Source organism: Dyadobacter subterraneus, from assembly GCF_015221875.1.
Lineage (GTDB): Bacteria > Bacteroidota > Bacteroidia > Cytophagales > Spirosomataceae > Dyadobacter > Dyadobacter subterraneus.
Map to the genome: position 1 here is coordinate 214,047 of NZ_JACYGY010000001.1, position 14,803 is coordinate 228,849.

Consider the following 14,803-nt stretch of genomic DNA (forward strand, 5'->3'; position numbering starts at 1 on the left):
TGTTAGATTTGCGAGTTATAGTTTTTGAAGGATCATGAGTCCGTCACGGATGGGCAGCAGGATATTGGAAACGCGTTCATCCTCATGAACCATGTTGTTGAAATCCAATAACGCTTGAGTATCCTTATCTATTTTCTTTAATTCCTTGTCCACTACTTTTCCACTCCACAAAACATTGTCGGCAAGGATAAATCCTCCCGGCCTGACTTTGTCAATACAAAGGTTAAAATAGTTCATGTAATTGATTTTATCAGCATCCATAAACACCAGATCAAAAGTGTCTGTCAACGTCGGGATAATATCCAGCGCATTGCCAATTCTGTAATCGATCTGATTACTGAATTCGGACTGATCAAAATAACGTTGGGTAAGGGTTTCAAGCTCTTCATTAATATCGAGGGTAATAAGTTTTCCCCCGGTTTTTAATCCCTCACACAGGCAGAGCGCTGAATAACCTGTGTAAGTACCTATTTCCAAAATTTTCTCAGGGCAAATCATGCGGGAAATCATGGATAAAAACCGCCCTTGCAAATGCCCGGAAAGCATACGGGGATTGAGTACGTTAGCGTGTGTCTCCCGGTTAAGAGATTTTAGCAATTCGTTTTCATTCTCAGTATGAGTTTCGGAATACAATTCTATTTCTTCCGCCAGAAACTTCATTTGTTGAATGAATTTTAAGGATTACAAATTGAAAAGCAGCTGTTATTGAATTATTTACTCTTATAACCCGCCAACAACTGCTTTTTTCAATATTTAAAGATTGGCCACAAGGCCTAAAAGATATTTTCCATAACCACTTTTAACCAATGGTTTGGCAATTTCACGCAGCTGTTCAACATTAATGAAGCCCATACGATAGGCGATTTCTTCAATACAGCCCACTTTCAAACCCTGACGTTCTTCAATAACCTGAACAAATTGTCCCGCTTGCATTAAAGACTGGAAAGTTCCGGTATCAAGCCAGGCAGTTCCTCTGTTCAGAACGCCCACCTTCAACTGGTTTTTTTCAAGATAAACACGGTTTACATCCGTAATTTCCAATTCTCCACGTGGGGAGGGAGGTATGCTTTTTGCAATTTCAACCACCTGATTGTCATAAAAATACAAACCGGGAACTGCATAATTTGACTTAGGTACATCCGGTTTTTCTTCAATTGACAAAGCATTGAAATCTTTATCAAATTCAACAACACCATAACGCTCAGGATCCTGAACCTGGTAAGCGAAAATAACACCGCCTTCAGGGTTATTGTTGGATTGTAGTAATTGCGAAAGTCCTGATCCGTAAAAAATGTTATCGCCCAGAATAAGTGCTACTTTTTCTTTTCCGATAAATTCTTCGCCAATAATAAACGCCTGCGCCAGTCCATCCGGGCTTGGCTGAACGGCATAAGAAATTGAACATCCCAAACGACTTCCGTCACCTAACAATTTCTCAAAATGAGGCAAATCGTGTGGTGTAGAAATGATCAGGATTTCTTTGATTCCGGCCAGCATTAAAATTGATAACGGATAGTAAATCATCGGTTTGTCATAAACAGGCATAAGCTGCTTACTCACCGCCAACGTAAGTGGATGAAGTCTTGTACCGGATCCACCAGCTAAAATAATTCCTTTCATTTTACTTCTTTAATGTTTGTATAGTTGTTTTTTAGGCGAGTGTCAAAAAAGACAATCGCCCAAACATACGAACTATCTGGTGGAGTACATTCCGTCGTAATATTTTTGGTATTCGCCTGAGGTAACATTATTCAACCATTCCTGATTGTCAAGATACCAGGTTACAGTTCTTTCCAGGCCTTCTTCAAACTGCAATGAAGGTTTCCATCCAAGTTCTTCCGAAAGTTTCGTAGCATCGATAGCATAACGAAGATCGTGTCCGGCGCGGTCAGTAACGTAAGTGATTAATTTTTCAGTCTCACCTTCTTCACGACCCAATTTTTTATCCATTACGCGGCAAAGCAATAAAACCAGGTCAAGGTTTTTCCACTCGTTGTGTCCGCCGATGTTATATGTTTCGCCATTTTTCCCTTTGTGGAAAATGGTATCAATCGCAATCGCGTGATCTTCAACAAAAAGCCAGTCACGAACATTTTCGCCTTTTCCATAAACTGGAAGCGGTTTATTTTGAATAATGTTGTGGATCATCAACGGAATCAGCTTTTCCGGGAAATGATTCGGGCCATAATTATTTGAACAGTTAGAAATAACAACCGGAAGATTATAAGTATTCTGGTATGCTCTTACAAAGTGATCAGAAGATGCTTTTGAAGCAGAATATGGAGAACGCGGATCGTAGCTTGTCGTTTCAGTAAAGAAAGTACCCGGATCATGCAATTCACCATATACTTCATCCGTAGAAACGTGATAAAACCGATGATCAGCCAGATTTTCTTTCCATGCTTTTTTCGCAGCGTTCAAAAGATTCACAGTTCCAACTACATTGGTCATTACAAATGACATTGGATCAGAGATCGAACGGTCAACATGACTTTCTGCGGCAAGGTGGATAATTCCGTGAAAATCAGTTTCTGAAATTAACTTGTCAATAAATTCCGCATCAACAATATCACCTTTTACAAAAGTGTAATTTGGTGCATTTTCAATATCACGAAGATTTTCAAGATTTCCTGCGTAAGTCAGGGCATCCAGATTATAAATATGGTATTCAGGATGGTGAACTACAAAACGGCGAACGACGTGAGAGCCAATGAAGCCGGCACCTCCGGTAATTAAGATCTTTTTCATTTTTTTGGTGTGATTTTTAGTTGCCAATTCCATGCGTCAAGAAGTGCATCTGCCATTGTTTTTTCAGCAGTCCATTTCATGACAGAATTTACTTTGTCTGATTGTGCATAAATTTTTTCCACGTCACCAGCTCTCCGCGGTCCGATAGAATAATTAAGTTTTTCGCCGCTTACTTTTTCAAATGTATTGATAAGTTCCAAAACAGTATAACCCTGTCCTGTTCCTACGTTGAAAACATCGTAATAATTACCGTCTGTTTGTTCGTCAAGCAATTGTAACGCTTTCAAATGTGCTTTTGCCAAATCCACTACGTGAATAAAATCGCGTACACAAGTTCCGTCCGGCGTATCATAATCACTGCCAAAAACCGTTAATGACTCACGAAGTCCAGCGGCTGTTTGCGTGATGAAAGGAACCAGGTTGCTCGGAACGCCGTTTGGTAATTCACCAATCAGAGAAGTTTTATGCGCTCCGATGGGGTTGAAATAACGGAGGGAAATTGCTTTGATACCCGGAGCAGAATGAACGTGATCACGAATAATGTCTTCGGCAATTGCTTTGGTATTTCCGTATGGAGAATTGGCAGGTTTGCGAGGCGTACTTTCCGTCACAGGCAAGGCATCGGGCTGACCGTAAACGGTGCAGGAAGAAGAGAAAACAAATTTGTCAACGTTGAATTCCTTCATTACCTTTAATAAGACAAGCAAGGAAATAATATTATTTTCATAATAATTTAACGGTTTTTCAACTGATTCTCCCACCGCCTTGTAGGCTGCGAAATGAATTACACCGTCAAATTTTTCTTTTTCAAATACAGCTCTTACTTTTTCAATATCATTACAGTCAATTTCATAAAAGGGGAAATCTTTGCCCGTAATGCCTTTAATTCCGTTGAGTACTTCGCGATTTGAATTGTAAAGATTGTCAAGAATAACAGGCTCAAAACCGGCTTCATGCAGTTCAACAACGGTATGTGAACCAATAAAGCCCGCTCCGCCGGTAACAAGAATTTTCATAGGAATGATCTTAAAAGAAATTTGTGGTAAGTATGAAAATTATATCTAAAAGTTTCTTTTTGTACTTCCAAAACCGAATTTTGAAGCGATATCAACTGTGAAATATCTCTTCAAAATACAATTTTTTTCCGGGCAAAAGTAGAAAATTTGACGTCCATAAAAAAAAAATGTTTTTATTTATCCGTTGGTTGTTAAAAGCAGATTCGACAGAAAATGAACAAGAGAGAAATAAAGGCGCTGATATCTTTACTTGATGATGAAGATCATGAAGTAACTCAGCACGTTGAGGGGAAGATCTTATCATTAGGTGGAAATGTGATTCCTTTTCTGGAAACAGAATGGGAAGAAAGCTTTAACCCGAATCTTCAGCGTAAAATAGAAGAACTAATTCATGAGCTCCAATTGAGCATTATGAACGAGAGATTGCAGTCATGGAAAAACGGCGGCGGTCTGGATTTGATGGAAGGTATGTGGATTTTGTCCACCTATCATTATCCTGAACTTTCGCTCGACAATCTTAAAACGATTGTTGAACAGCTTTACTATGACATCTGGATCCAGTTTCAAGAAGAAATGAATCCGATTGATCAGATCAAGCGGATCAATAGCATATTTTTTGGGTCAATGAATTTTGCTGCGAATACGAAAAGTTTTCATTCGCCTTCAAATTCGATGATCAATGTGGTTTTGGAAAACCGCCGGGGCAATCCAATTACTTTATGTGTGATTTATTTGCTGATTGCGCGTAAACTCGGTTTGCCGGTTTATGGAGTGAATCTTCCAAATCTGTTTGTTTTGACTTACAAAAGCCATAATACACAGTTTTATATCAATGTTTTCAATCGCGGAATTATTTTTTCAAAGACTGATATTGATCATTATATCGCTCAGTTAAATATCAAACCGAAAGATATTTTTTACAATCCCTGTACCAATCTGGAAATCATTCAGCGGGTATTGCGTAACCTGATTTTATCTTACGAAAAAACAGGAGAACAGGAGAAGATTAAGGAAATTGAAAATATTCTGAAATCAACTTTGGAAAGCTTCGGCGACGATAGTATCTAAACTGAAACTGCCAGACAATAATCTTCGAACCAGCGAATGTGGATATTGGAGTTGACTTTGAGATCTTCGTCGTCATCAGATAAAATTCCATCCAAAATCAATTCAGACTTATCAAACGGTTTGATATAAATTGAATTTTTGAAGCTGATTTTCTTTTTTCCATACAATTTGTAAATCGCTTCTTTTGCGCACCAGTACATGCAAAGAACTTCCAGATGATTGCCTGCATGTTCAAATTCAGGCGGAGAAAGGAATTTTCCGGAAGTCCTTTGAAGTTTGTTATCGGTTTTTTCCATATCGATGCCAACAGGTGCGGATGCATTAATCACAGCGGCGACGTAATCGAAAGTATGGGTGATAGAAATATGTGAAGCGTTGTTGACAAGAAATGCTTTTCCATGTTCATCCTTATGGGTACCTTCATACAAGAATCCGAATCGTTCAACAAGAATCTTGATAAGTATGCGGCTGGCCAGCCATTCGCGTCTTTTCTGCGGATGAGAAATTGTCTCCAGATCGTCCAGATTAAACAAAGAGCCAAGGCTTTCGTGTAATTCAGATTCAGTTTCTGTCAGTTTCCAGAGTAGTAAAGTACTATTCTCTTCAATCTTTTCGGAATGAACGAGCGGCATATAATTTGTGTTTAAATCGAGCGGTCAGCTGTTAGCATTTAGCTTTTAGTGTGGCTCAAACGATTATTATATTGTAAATACAGTGGTTGAAACTGTTTAATTTTTACAAAAGACGTCTTAATTTTTATATAAATTTACAAAAGCAGGTTACTGTTTTTTTTACTATTAATGCTAATGGCAAAAGCTAAGTGCTCATAGCTAACAGCCAAAAGCTTCGCACAATGATAATTCGCAAAGTAGACACTTTTTCCGGTCATCGCGACAGCGTTTATACAATTATTTCAGATAATACAGATCATGGATTTTACTCTTCCGGCGGTGATGGATTCGTTATCCACTGGGATCTGAAAAAACCGGATATGGGGAAACTGGTTGCAAAAGCGGGTGTTTCAGTTTATTCACTTTGTCTGGACGTGACCAGTAATTTTTTGTGGATCGGACAAAATTTTGAAGGAATTCAGGTTCTTGATATTGCCAATAATAAAATTGAATATGCATCAAAAGTTACGGCTTCGGCGATTTTCGATATAAAAATCTGGGAGAATAAAGCACTGCTTGCATTGGGCGATGGTGTGATTGAGGTAATGGATGTTCCCTCGCTTTCTGTTCAAAAACATATCAAGGTTGCTACAAATAGTGTGAGGTCTATTTCAATAAATCCGGTTACGAGAGAATTTGCTGTTGGAGATAGTGACTGGAATGTTCACATTTTTGATTTTGAAGGGTTCAAATTAAAAAAAACAATTTCTGCACACACTAATTCGGTTTTTTCCGTTCAATATTCTCCGGATGGGAATTTTCTTTTTACAACCGGAAGGGATGCGCACATCAAAATCTGGGATGTTCGAAACCAATATGAGGCTGTAACAGATGTAGCTGCGCATATGTATGCAGTTAACAATATCACTTTCAGTCCGGATGGAAAACATTTTGCAACGTGCAGTATGGACAAATCCATTAAACTTTGGGATTCAGAAACATTCAGGCTGAAAAAAATAATAGACCGCTCCCGTTTGGCCGGGCACGCCACTTCGGTGAACAAATTGCTCTGGACAAGCTTTGAAAATCAGTTGGTATCCTGCAGTGACGATCGAATGATTTCGGTATGGGAAGTAGCCATTTAATATGGTTTAAAAGTGTAATTCAGTTAAATACTTTGAAATGTTGGTCATATGTCTTTATCTTAGACGACCGTTACGATTTAAATTTAAAAGCATATATCCATCATGAAAATTTCAGCAATAGACATACGTAAACATACGTTTGAAAAGATTTTCAGAGGTTACAATCCCGATGAAGTTGATGCATTTCTCAACTCATTGTCGCAGGAATGGGAGCGCTTTTCCAGTGAAAACAGCATGCTGAAAATGCAGTTGGATTATGCAGAAAAAGAACTTAGCAAGTTAAAAGATATCGAATCCACGCTGTTTCGCACATTAAAGTCGGCAGAGGATGTTAGTAAGCAGATTGAAAAAGAAGCCATTGAATCTGCTGATAAAAGGGTTGAGGAATCCAAAGAAAGAGCGGATTCGCTGATAGCGGAAGCGGAGCAAAGAACGAATCAGATCATTCTGGAAACTGAAAACCGACTTAAAAAATTCAAAGAGGATTTTGCGGTTGAAATAAAAAATCAGGAACGTGATTTCCGTGCAATTGAAAATTTCAGGGATAATCTTGTCGTGCAGCTTTCTTCACTTGCCAATAATACAATTGAAACGGTTGAAAGATTTGAGAATAAATACGATAAGGAATCTGTCTTGAACAAGATGGAAGAAATTAAGCAGCATGTTGCCGAAATCGAGATTCCTAAAAAGCTAACTTTTCCTAGTGAAGTTGAAAAATCAGAACCTGAGGTTCAGGAAGCAGCAGTTATTCTGAAAGATGAGACACCAGAAGTAGCATTTGAAATTGTTTCAACACCAGAAGCGGAAGAACCGTTTTTGGTTGAAGAAGAGATTGTCGAAGAAGAGCCGGTCACCGTTTTAAAACAGGTAGAGGTTGAGGCAGTTGTTGAAGAGATAGAAGAAATTTCGGTACCAACTGTTAAAGAAGAGGATTTAAGCGCAGCAGATGCAGCAACCGAGGCTCTTGCTGAATTGAGAAAATCACGCGAAACACGTGAAAATGAACGTGAAACAAGACCTCGTGAAAATACGCAGCGCGAAGCTGTAAATACATTTAGAGAGAAACCTCAGGAACCAGTTTTGCCAAAAAGTACAGGCGGATCATTCTTTGACCAAATATAATTTACATTGGGTACGATATCATTAGAAGGCCTGGAGTTTTTCGCCTATCACGGCTACTACCCGGAAGAACAAAGAATTGGTAACAAATACGCGCTGGACATCACCATCAATACTGATTTTATTGAGGCGGCGGTCAAAGATAAATTAAGTGCGACGGTCAATTATGAAACATTGTACCAGATTGCCGCAAAAGTGATGCAGGAACCCGCGAAATTATTGGAGCATATTGGTTTTAAGGTAATCGCAAGTGTAAGAGAACATTATCCGGATGTACAGAAGGTGACAGTAAGGGTTTCCAAATTCAATCCGCCGATTGGTGGGGTTTGTACGAGGGCGACGATTACAATGGAAGGATAGCTTTTAATGGTTAATTGTTAAGGGTTAATTGTTAATGATTGGAATTTGAAATTGATTGGGTATAAAATAGTTTTTATAAAAGAAAAGCCAACTTTTTGAGTTGGCTTTTCTGGTTTTAGAATTTGTTCTTCACTTATATATTTATCACGCCGGATATTCGTGTGGGAGCGGGATGTTGATTCTTTCGTTCCATGGCAAACCTTGGGTATTCAAGAGTGCCATAAATGGATCCGGATTCAACTCTTCGCAATTCCAGACACCCGGCTTCATCCATTCTTCATTTGTCAGCATAAGCATCGCACCGATCATGGCCGGAACGCCTGTTGTATAACTTACTGCCTGCGCGTGAACTTCTTTGTAACATTCAGCGTGATCGCAGTTATTCCAAACGTAGTAGGTGGTTTCTTCACCGTCCTTTGTTCCTTTAATCTGGCAACCGATTGAAGTTTGTCCTGAATAATTTTCGCCCAATGAATCAGGAGCAGGAAGTACTGCTTTCAAAAATTCAAGCGGAACAATATCCATACCGTTAAATTTGATCGGTTTGATACTGGTCATTCCTACATTTTCAAGCACGTTTAAGTGCGTAATGTAAGCTTGTCCAAATGTCATCCAGAAACGTGCACGTTTTAAAGTCGGGAAGTTTTTTACCAGCGATTCAAGTTCCTCATGGTAAAGTACATAACTTTCTTTTGGTCCGATGCCTGGGTATTCAATTGGTTTGTGAATTGACATAGCCTCAATTTCAACCCATTCTCCATTTTCCCAATAACGACCTGGTTGGGTAATTTCACGAATATTGATTTCAGGATTGAAATTCGTTGCAAATGCTTTTCCATGATCGCCGGCATTACAGTCGATAATGTCCAGATAATGCATTTCATCGAAATAGTGTTTGTTGGCGTACGAAGTAAATACCTGCGTAACGCCCGGGTCAAAACCACAACCAAGCAAAGCCATCAAACCAGCTTCTTTAAAGCGTTGCTGATATGCCCATTGCCAGCTATATTCAAATTTGGCAACATCTTTTGGTTCGTAATTGGCCGTATCCAGATAATGAACGCCAGTCGCAAGACAAGCTTCCATAATGGTCAGATCCTGGTAAGGAAGTGCAACGTTGATCAGCAATTTTGGCTGGAAGCGTTTGATGAGCATTACAGTTTCTGCAACGATATCAGCATCAACCTGCGCCGTTTCGATGTCAACACCATGCATTTCTTTAATTTCTGCTGCAATTTTATCGCATTTTGATTTTGTGCGACTTGCAAGCATAATGCTTGTAAACACCTGGCTGTTCAGTGCACATTTGTGCGCCACCACACTTCCGACGCCGCCGGCACCAATAATAAGAACTTTGGACATTTGTTTTTTTAATGAATGATTGCGTGAATGATTGAATGAGTGATTCTTTACCAGCATCTTAATAAAATGAATGCCAGCTATCACTTGTTCACAATTGCAGACGATTAATTTCAAACAATAGGCTGAAAGCTTTCTGTTAACTTAATCGTCTTTTCAATTTGCAAAGATAGGACGGCCAAATGTTTTTTTGTTAATTCATTGTTAATTTAACATCGGAGTCATGGATATTTTGCTGCTTGTTGCCGGGATTGCATGTTTGTTTACAGGTCTTGCCGGAGCAATTCTGCCACTGCCCGGACCGGCTTTAAGTTTTACCGGGCTTGTTTTATTACATATCAGTAAATTCGCTGAATTTAGTCATACAACACTTTATACTTTGGGATTTATCACCTTAGTTATTGGTGTCCTGGATTATTACATTCCTGTTTGGGGAACGAAAAAAATTGGAGGGACGCGGTATGGAGCTATTGGTGCAACACTTGGCTTACTGGCTGGTTTTCTTTTTGTTCCGGCAATCGGTATTTTCATCGGAACATTTCTTGGAGCTTTACTGGGAGAATTAATAGGAGGAGCTAAAATAAATGCTGCTCTGAAATCAGCGTTAGGTTCTTTCGTCGGATTTTTGACCGGTATCGTAATCCAGGTTTTGCTTTGTCTGGTTATGATTGGTTTTGCAGTAGCCGAACTTTGGAAGAATATAGGATAGAAAATAACGTAGTAATCTTTGTTGATTATTCTGCAAAAACCTTAATTGCGTTTCAAAATCATAGATTAAATAAAAAATCCTTGCAGCAAAGCCGCAAGGATTTCTTTTTTAACCTAAACTAAATCGAACTTATTACATATTTGTAACGCATGCGTTCTAGTTTTCATTTGATTTTTTCTCATCTTTTTTCACTTCTTCTTTCTTTTTTTCTACTAAGTCTCCTGTTTTTAGTGTTTTGGACACAACGATATAGGGTCCGGAGATAATTTCATCACCTTCTTTTAATCCCGACAATACCTCAATATTTTCAAAATCACTAATTCCGGTTTTTACTTCACGCATCTCAGCTTTTCCATTTACAGCCACAAAAACAACCTCTTTAACCGCTTCTTCTTTTTGTCCTTTTGGTTTTTCCGGCTCGGTACCTTCTGGTTTTGGATCTTTGTCGTCCTCAGCCGGTTTATTGTTTCGGGTAGTCACTGCTGCTATCGGTACCGAAATAACTTTATCTTTTCTGTTTGTGATAATTTCTACTGACGCCGTCATACCAGGTTTGAACGGGTAAGATCTTTTGCTGCGGCTAGACATAAGATCGCTGAACGACGTATTCAAAATCTTAACTTTAACCTCAAATTCTGTTACAGCATCGGTGGAAGTGCTCGCTGCGGATGTTGTGGTTGATGAGGCAAGACCGGCGGCGGTGTTGGCAATTTCTTTTACAATTCCTTTGAATTTGCGTCCTGACGAACTGTAAGCGTCAACGTCAATTTCCGCAGTATCGCCTAAGGTAACGCGGACGATATCATTTTCGTTAACATTCACGCGAACTTCCATATTACTTAAATTGGCAATACGCATCATTTCAGTTCCTGCCATTTGCGAAGTTCCAACGACGCGTTCTCCAACTTCCACGTTCAACAAGGAAATAATTCCGCTCACAGGAGCAAAAATGGTTGTTTTACGTAAGTTTTCGGCAGCATCACGTAAACTTGCCTCTGCACTTTTGATATTATATAAAGCCGCAGAAACGTTTGCTTTTGAAGATTCAAGATCTTGTTTTGCCACATCATAATTAGAACTGAATTGTTCAAAATCGGATGCAGAAATTACTTTATCGTTGAAAAGTTTTTTATTCCGTTCGTAAATTGTTTTTGACTGGGATAATTTAGCTTCAGCCTGTAAAACCAATGCCTTGGTTTGTTCATGATTTGCCTTGCTGGAATTTACTGCGGCCTGTGCGCGGGCCATTAAGGATTCATAATTATCCGGGCGGATTTTCAAAAGCAACTGTCCTTTCACAACAGAATCGCCTTCCGCTACATAAAGGTTGGTAATTTCACCGGATACGTCCGGACTTAATTTTACTTCTACCTCCGGCTGAACTTTTCCGGATGCACTTACACGCTCAATAATGTCTGCGCGTTTGACCTTTGTAAATTCTACCTCGACAGGTTTCGGCTGTCCGATATATCCTGCCTGTTTTGCTCCGAATAATCCGGCAACAAGAAGTACTACAATACCTCCTACAATCCACCATATTCGATTTGAAGATTTACGCGCCATAATTCGTTGTTGGTTTACGGTTATTTATTTTTCAGGCCAGCAGAAGTTCTGCTATGATTATTTTTTTATCTTTTTTAAGACAGGTTTCAATTTTTATTTAAAAATCAGACAGTGGTCTGTTCATATAAAAATCGAGGATTTTTGTGCGGAAAACGTAATCGTATTTTGTCTGGATAAGATTTCCATTCGCGCGGTCAAGGTTGGCTTTTGCAATATTGTATTCAACTGAATTGATAGCGCCTACATCAAAACGAACCTGAGATATGCGGAAAGCTTCGGTTAAGGCTCTAACCTGATTGGCCGTTGCAGAATAACGTTTGGCTGCATTATTCATATCAATATAAGCCTGTTCAACATTTTTACGAATCGTAAGCTGAACTTGCTGCGCCTGATATTCAGTAGTTTGCTGTTGCAATTTGGCATTTGCAACATTATAACGAACCTGGAAATTTGTAAAAATAGGAATTCTTAAACTTAAATTAATAGAAGAGTTTCTGTTGAAATTAAGCTGATCCAGGTATCCGAAATGTCTGAGTGATCCTCCGGGTGTTGAAACGGTTTGCACAATTGGAAACTGCTGATCATTTACGATAATATAATCCGTTGTAGATGTTACAGTCTGCGTTTGACTAGGTGAGCCGTCAGAAATAAATCTCTCTTTTGGAGCCACACTCGAAAATGTAGTATTGATCCCGCCGTTCAAGCTTAATGTTGGCATTGCGCTGCCACGGATGATTTCAATGTTTTTCTTGGCCGCTTCGGTGCGTAATTCTGCTGCTTTCATCTGAGGGAGATTGCTCATGGCAGTTTCATAAATTTGTTGGATTGTAGCGTCGTAAGCACGAAGATTTGGATCAGCAACCGGTATTTTTATCAAATTAATCGGATCGCTTCCTGGCATATTCATTAGTTGTTTCAAATTAAGTTTTGCCGTTTCCAGATTATTTTGCGCATTAACAAGCGTCAATTCGTCATTGGCAAGCTGTGCTTTTAAATCAAACAAATTACTTTCGGCCAGGGTACCTGCTTCCACAAGTTTCTGTGTGCGGCCGACCTGTAAGTTAGACGCGTCGACCTGGCGCTGCGCCACACCGATTAATTCTTCATTACTGATTACCTGCAAGTAAGAAAGTGCAACATTCAGCATAATATCATTTCTGGCAGCATCCAGATCTTTCTGGCTTGCCATGATATTGATTTCGTTGCGTTTCACCGTATTTTTCAACTGAAATCCGCTGAACAAAATTACACTTGAACCGAGCTGAAACTGGTTTTGGCTAATATTTTGCTGAACAAACTGGTTGGTAAAGGGGTCGATGTTCCGACCCGAGTTAAAACCTTGCGCGGCATTAAAACTCAAGCTCGGCCAACGCTGCCAGCGTGATTGCTCATGAATGTTGTTATCGCGCTGAACCTGAATTTCAGACTGCTTAACCTGCGGATTTGTTTCCAAAGCAATGCGGATACAATCTTCAAGAGAATATGTATTGTCCGCTTTTTTTGGAACATTCGTTTGTCCATAAGCAGATTGAAACAAGACAAGTCCACAAAACATAAACGCAAGGAATGCGGATTTTGGTAACGAATTCATCATATGTTATTCTGTGTTAGATGTTCAATATTACATGATGCTACAAAAAACAACCATCCATTTAGTACGGACGGTTGCATAAGTAGGTAAATGGGTATTTTACAATAAATAATTTTAGTGAAAAAATAAATATCCCAGCCAGATGCCAGCAATCACACCGACTAAATCGGCAATGAGGCCTACAACAATGGCATAACGGGAGTTTTTAATCCCGACAGATCCGAAGTAAAGTGCTACTATATAAAGTGTTGTGTCGGCTGATCCCTGAAAAATGCAACCTAGTCGTCCAACAAAAGAATCCGGGCCGAATTTAGTCATACCTTCGATCATCAAAGCACGGGCGCCGCTGCCGCTTAAAGGCTTCATTAAGGCCACGGGAAGTGCATCTGTGAAATCACTATTGATCCCGGAACTGATTACTATATACCGAAGTCCGTTTATCAAATAATCCATAGCGCCGCAAGTACGAAAAGCACTGATCGCAACAAGCATTCCTACCAGATAAGGCATTATTTTGACAGAAGTTTCAAAACCCAGTTTTGCTCCATCAATAAAAACTTCAAAGACATTTACTTTTTTATAAAGTGCTCCGAGAAGAAATGACGTGATAAGAAAAAGCAGTACCGAATTTCCAAAAACGACGGAAATTGTTTCAATTTGCTCTTTTGGTAAACTTGATAAATACCATAATAAGAGAGCAAGAACCGTTGTTACACCACCTAAACCAAGTATTACTGTTTTGTTAAAAAGATTAATTTTTTGCCAGGCTGCTGTAATAATCAAAGCGATGACCGTAGTTATATATGTACCTACAACACAGGGAATAAAAACATCAGAAGGATCAGTAGCTCCCAGAATGGCGCGTTGCGCGATAATGCTCAGCGGAATAAGCTGAAGCCCCGAAGTATGCAGAACTAAAAACATAATCTGCGCATTGGAAGCGGTGTCTTTACTTGGATTTAAATCCTGAAGACTTTGCATGGCTTTCAAACCAAAAGGCGTCGCCGCATTATCCAAACCCAGCATATTCGCTCCGAAGTTCATAATCATTTGCCCGTTTGCCGGATGATTTTTCGGAATTTCAGGAAATAATTTGCTAAAAAAGGGACCGATAATCCTGGCCAGAATATTAATCGCTCCGGCTTTTTCGCCTACATTTAATATCCCCAGAAAAAATGTCATTACTCCTGCGAGAGGCAAAGCAATATCCATCACAGCTACTTTTGACGAACTTAAAATACCTTCCACAACGAGCTTTAAAGTTTCTGCATCACCGAAGAGAAGGAATTTAGCGAACGCAACGACAAAAGCAATTGTAAAAAAAGCAATGAAAATATAATTAAGGGCCATGTGTTGAGGTAAAAGTTAGTCGACAGGGTTATGGTACGCTGGTTGGGATTTTTATTAGGGTCTAAAATAATGCAAATTCCTGAGATTGCAGTTATTCAGCTGTAAACGGATATGGAGGTGATAAAGATTTTTATGGACTGATTCAAATTTTGAATATTAATGAA

The 14,803-nt window shown here is 39.3% G+C and carries 14 protein-coding genes; 5 read left to right on the forward strand and 9 right to left on the reverse strand.

Annotated features, from left to right (window positions below; genetic code table 11):
- Positions 1-15: 15 nt before the first annotated feature.
- The 4 genes from IEE83_RS00975 to galE all read right to left on the reverse strand — a co-directional run bounded on the left by IEE83_RS00975 (position 16) and on the right by galE (position 3,764).
- Positions 16-660 (reverse strand): O-methyltransferase, encoded by a 645-nt coding sequence (locus IEE83_RS00975; protein ID WP_194118780.1) that lies wholly within the window; start codon positions 658-660, stop codon positions 16-18.
- 93 nt (positions 661-753) lie between these two features.
- Positions 754-1,620, reverse strand: coding sequence for a glucose-1-phosphate thymidylyltransferase RfbA (rfbA, locus tag IEE83_RS00980; protein ID WP_194118781.1), 867 nt, complete (start codon positions 1,618-1,620; stop codon positions 754-756).
- A 72-nt stretch (positions 1,621-1,692) separates the two neighbouring features.
- Entirely contained in the window at positions 1,693-2,748 is a 1,056-nt protein-coding gene (rfbB, locus tag IEE83_RS00985) for a dTDP-glucose 4,6-dehydratase (protein WP_194118782.1), read from the reverse strand.
- A complete protein-coding gene (galE, locus tag IEE83_RS00990; protein ID WP_194118783.1) occupies positions 2,745-3,764 on the reverse strand; it encodes a UDP-glucose 4-epimerase GalE in 1,020 nt (339 codons plus the stop codon). The genes rfbB and galE overlap by 4 nt, the downstream gene beginning before the upstream one ends.
- A gap of 213 nt (positions 3,765-3,977) precedes the next feature.
- Here galE and IEE83_RS00995 point away from each other — a divergent pair, with 213 nt between their 5' ends.
- A complete protein-coding gene (locus IEE83_RS00995; protein ID WP_194118784.1) occupies positions 3,978-4,832 on the forward strand; it encodes a transglutaminase-like domain-containing protein in 855 nt (284 codons plus the stop codon).
- On the opposite strand, the gene IEE83_RS01000 is transcribed toward IEE83_RS00995, so the two are convergent.
- Positions 4,829-5,464, reverse strand: coding sequence for a 4'-phosphopantetheinyl transferase family protein (locus IEE83_RS01000; RefSeq protein WP_194118785.1), 636 nt, complete (start codon positions 5,462-5,464; stop codon positions 4,829-4,831). The genes IEE83_RS00995 and IEE83_RS01000 overlap by 4 nt on opposite strands.
- Before the next feature lie 221 nt (positions 5,465-5,685).
- Between IEE83_RS01000 and IEE83_RS01005 the strand changes: the two genes are divergently transcribed.
- From IEE83_RS01005 to folB, 3 genes are all read left to right on the forward strand, one after another.
- Positions 5,686-6,588 carry a WD40 repeat domain-containing protein gene (locus IEE83_RS01005; protein ID WP_194118786.1) on the forward strand — a complete coding sequence of 301 codons (903 nt, stop codon included), beginning with the start codon at positions 5,686-5,688 and terminating at the stop codon, positions 6,586-6,588.
- A gap of 102 nt (positions 6,589-6,690) precedes the next feature.
- Positions 6,691-7,710 (forward strand): DivIVA domain-containing protein, encoded by a 1,020-nt coding sequence (locus IEE83_RS01010; RefSeq protein WP_194118787.1) that lies wholly within the window; start codon positions 6,691-6,693, stop codon positions 7,708-7,710.
- Positions 7,711-7,716: 6 nt separating this feature from the next.
- Positions 7,717-8,067 carry a dihydroneopterin aldolase gene (gene folB, locus IEE83_RS01015; protein WP_194118788.1) on the forward strand — a complete coding sequence of 117 codons (351 nt, stop codon included), beginning with the start codon at positions 7,717-7,719 and terminating at the stop codon, positions 8,065-8,067.
- 144 nt (positions 8,068-8,211) lie between these two features.
- On the opposite strand, the gene IEE83_RS01020 is transcribed toward folB, so the two are convergent.
- Positions 8,212-9,429, reverse strand: a complete 1,218-nt coding sequence (locus IEE83_RS01020) for a saccharopine dehydrogenase family protein (RefSeq protein WP_194118789.1) — start codon at positions 9,427-9,429, stop codon at positions 8,212-8,214.
- A gap of 220 nt (positions 9,430-9,649) precedes the next feature.
- Here IEE83_RS01020 and IEE83_RS01025 point away from each other — a divergent pair, with 220 nt between their 5' ends.
- The gene (locus tag IEE83_RS01025; RefSeq protein ID WP_194118790.1) at positions 9,650-10,135 is read left to right on the forward strand and encodes a DUF456 domain-containing protein; all 486 of its coding nucleotides are present in this window, start codon (positions 9,650-9,652) and stop codon (positions 10,133-10,135) included.
- 156 nt (positions 10,136-10,291) lie between these two features.
- On the opposite strand, the gene IEE83_RS01030 is transcribed toward IEE83_RS01025, so the two are convergent.
- The 3 genes from IEE83_RS01030 to IEE83_RS01040 all read right to left on the reverse strand — a co-directional run bounded on the left by IEE83_RS01030 (position 10,292) and on the right by IEE83_RS01040 (position 14,639).
- Entirely contained in the window at positions 10,292-11,698 is a 1,407-nt protein-coding gene (locus tag IEE83_RS01030) for an efflux RND transporter periplasmic adaptor subunit (protein ID WP_194118791.1), read from the reverse strand.
- 97 nt (positions 11,699-11,795) lie between these two features.
- On the reverse strand, positions 11,796-13,292 hold the full coding sequence (locus IEE83_RS01035; RefSeq protein ID WP_194118792.1) for a TolC family protein: 1,497 nt from the start codon (positions 13,290-13,292) through the stop codon (positions 11,796-11,798).
- A 111-nt stretch (positions 13,293-13,403) separates the two neighbouring features.
- Positions 13,404-14,639, reverse strand: a complete 1,236-nt coding sequence (locus tag IEE83_RS01040) for a nucleoside recognition domain-containing protein (protein ID WP_194118793.1) — start codon at positions 14,637-14,639, stop codon at positions 13,404-13,406.
- Between the last annotated feature and the right edge of the window lie 164 nt (positions 14,640-14,803).

What these genes read in the sequence shown, in the direction of transcription:
- IEE83_RS00975 (WP_194118780.1), bottom strand. Translation starts at nt 660, where the DNA reads ATGAAGTTTCTGGCGGAAGAAATAGAATTGTATTCCGAAACTCATACT.
- rfbA (WP_194118781.1), bottom strand. Translation starts at nt 1,620, where the DNA reads ATGAAAGGAATTATTTTAGCTGGTGGATCCGGTACAAGACTTCATCCA.
- IEE83_RS01000 (WP_194118785.1), bottom strand. Translation starts at nt 5,464, where the DNA reads ATGCCGCTCGTTCATTCCGAAAAGATTGAAGAGAATAGTACTTTACTA.
- galE (WP_194118783.1), bottom strand. Translation starts at nt 3,764, where the DNA reads ATGAAAATTCTTGTTACCGGCGGAGCGGGCTTTATTGGTTCACATACC.
- IEE83_RS00995 (WP_194118784.1), top strand. Translation starts at nt 3,978, where the DNA reads ATGAACAAGAGAGAAATAAAGGCGCTGATATCTTTACTTGATGATGAA.
- IEE83_RS01010 (WP_194118787.1), top strand. Translation starts at nt 6,691, where the DNA reads ATGAAAATTTCAGCAATAGACATACGTAAACATACGTTTGAAAAGATT.
- IEE83_RS01040 (WP_194118793.1), bottom strand. Translation starts at nt 14,639, where the DNA reads ATGGCCCTTAATTATATTTTCATTGCTTTTTTTACAATTGCTTTTGTC.
- IEE83_RS01035 (WP_194118792.1), bottom strand. Translation starts at nt 13,292, where the DNA reads ATGATGAATTCGTTACCAAAATCCGCATTCCTTGCGTTTATGTTTTGT.
- IEE83_RS01030 (WP_194118791.1), bottom strand. Translation starts at nt 11,698, where the DNA reads ATGGCGCGTAAATCTTCAAATCGAATATGGTGGATTGTAGGAGGTATT.
- IEE83_RS01025 (WP_194118790.1), top strand. Translation starts at nt 9,650, where the DNA reads ATGGATATTTTGCTGCTTGTTGCCGGGATTGCATGTTTGTTTACAGGT.
- IEE83_RS01020 (WP_194118789.1), bottom strand. Translation starts at nt 9,429, where the DNA reads ATGTCCAAAGTTCTTATTATTGGTGCCGGCGGCGTCGGAAGTGTGGTG.
- IEE83_RS01005 (WP_194118786.1), top strand. Translation starts at nt 5,686, where the DNA reads ATGATAATTCGCAAAGTAGACACTTTTTCCGGTCATCGCGACAGCGTT.
- rfbB (WP_194118782.1), bottom strand. Translation starts at nt 2,748, where the DNA reads ATGAAAAAGATCTTAATTACCGGAGGTGCCGGCTTCATTGGCTCTCAC.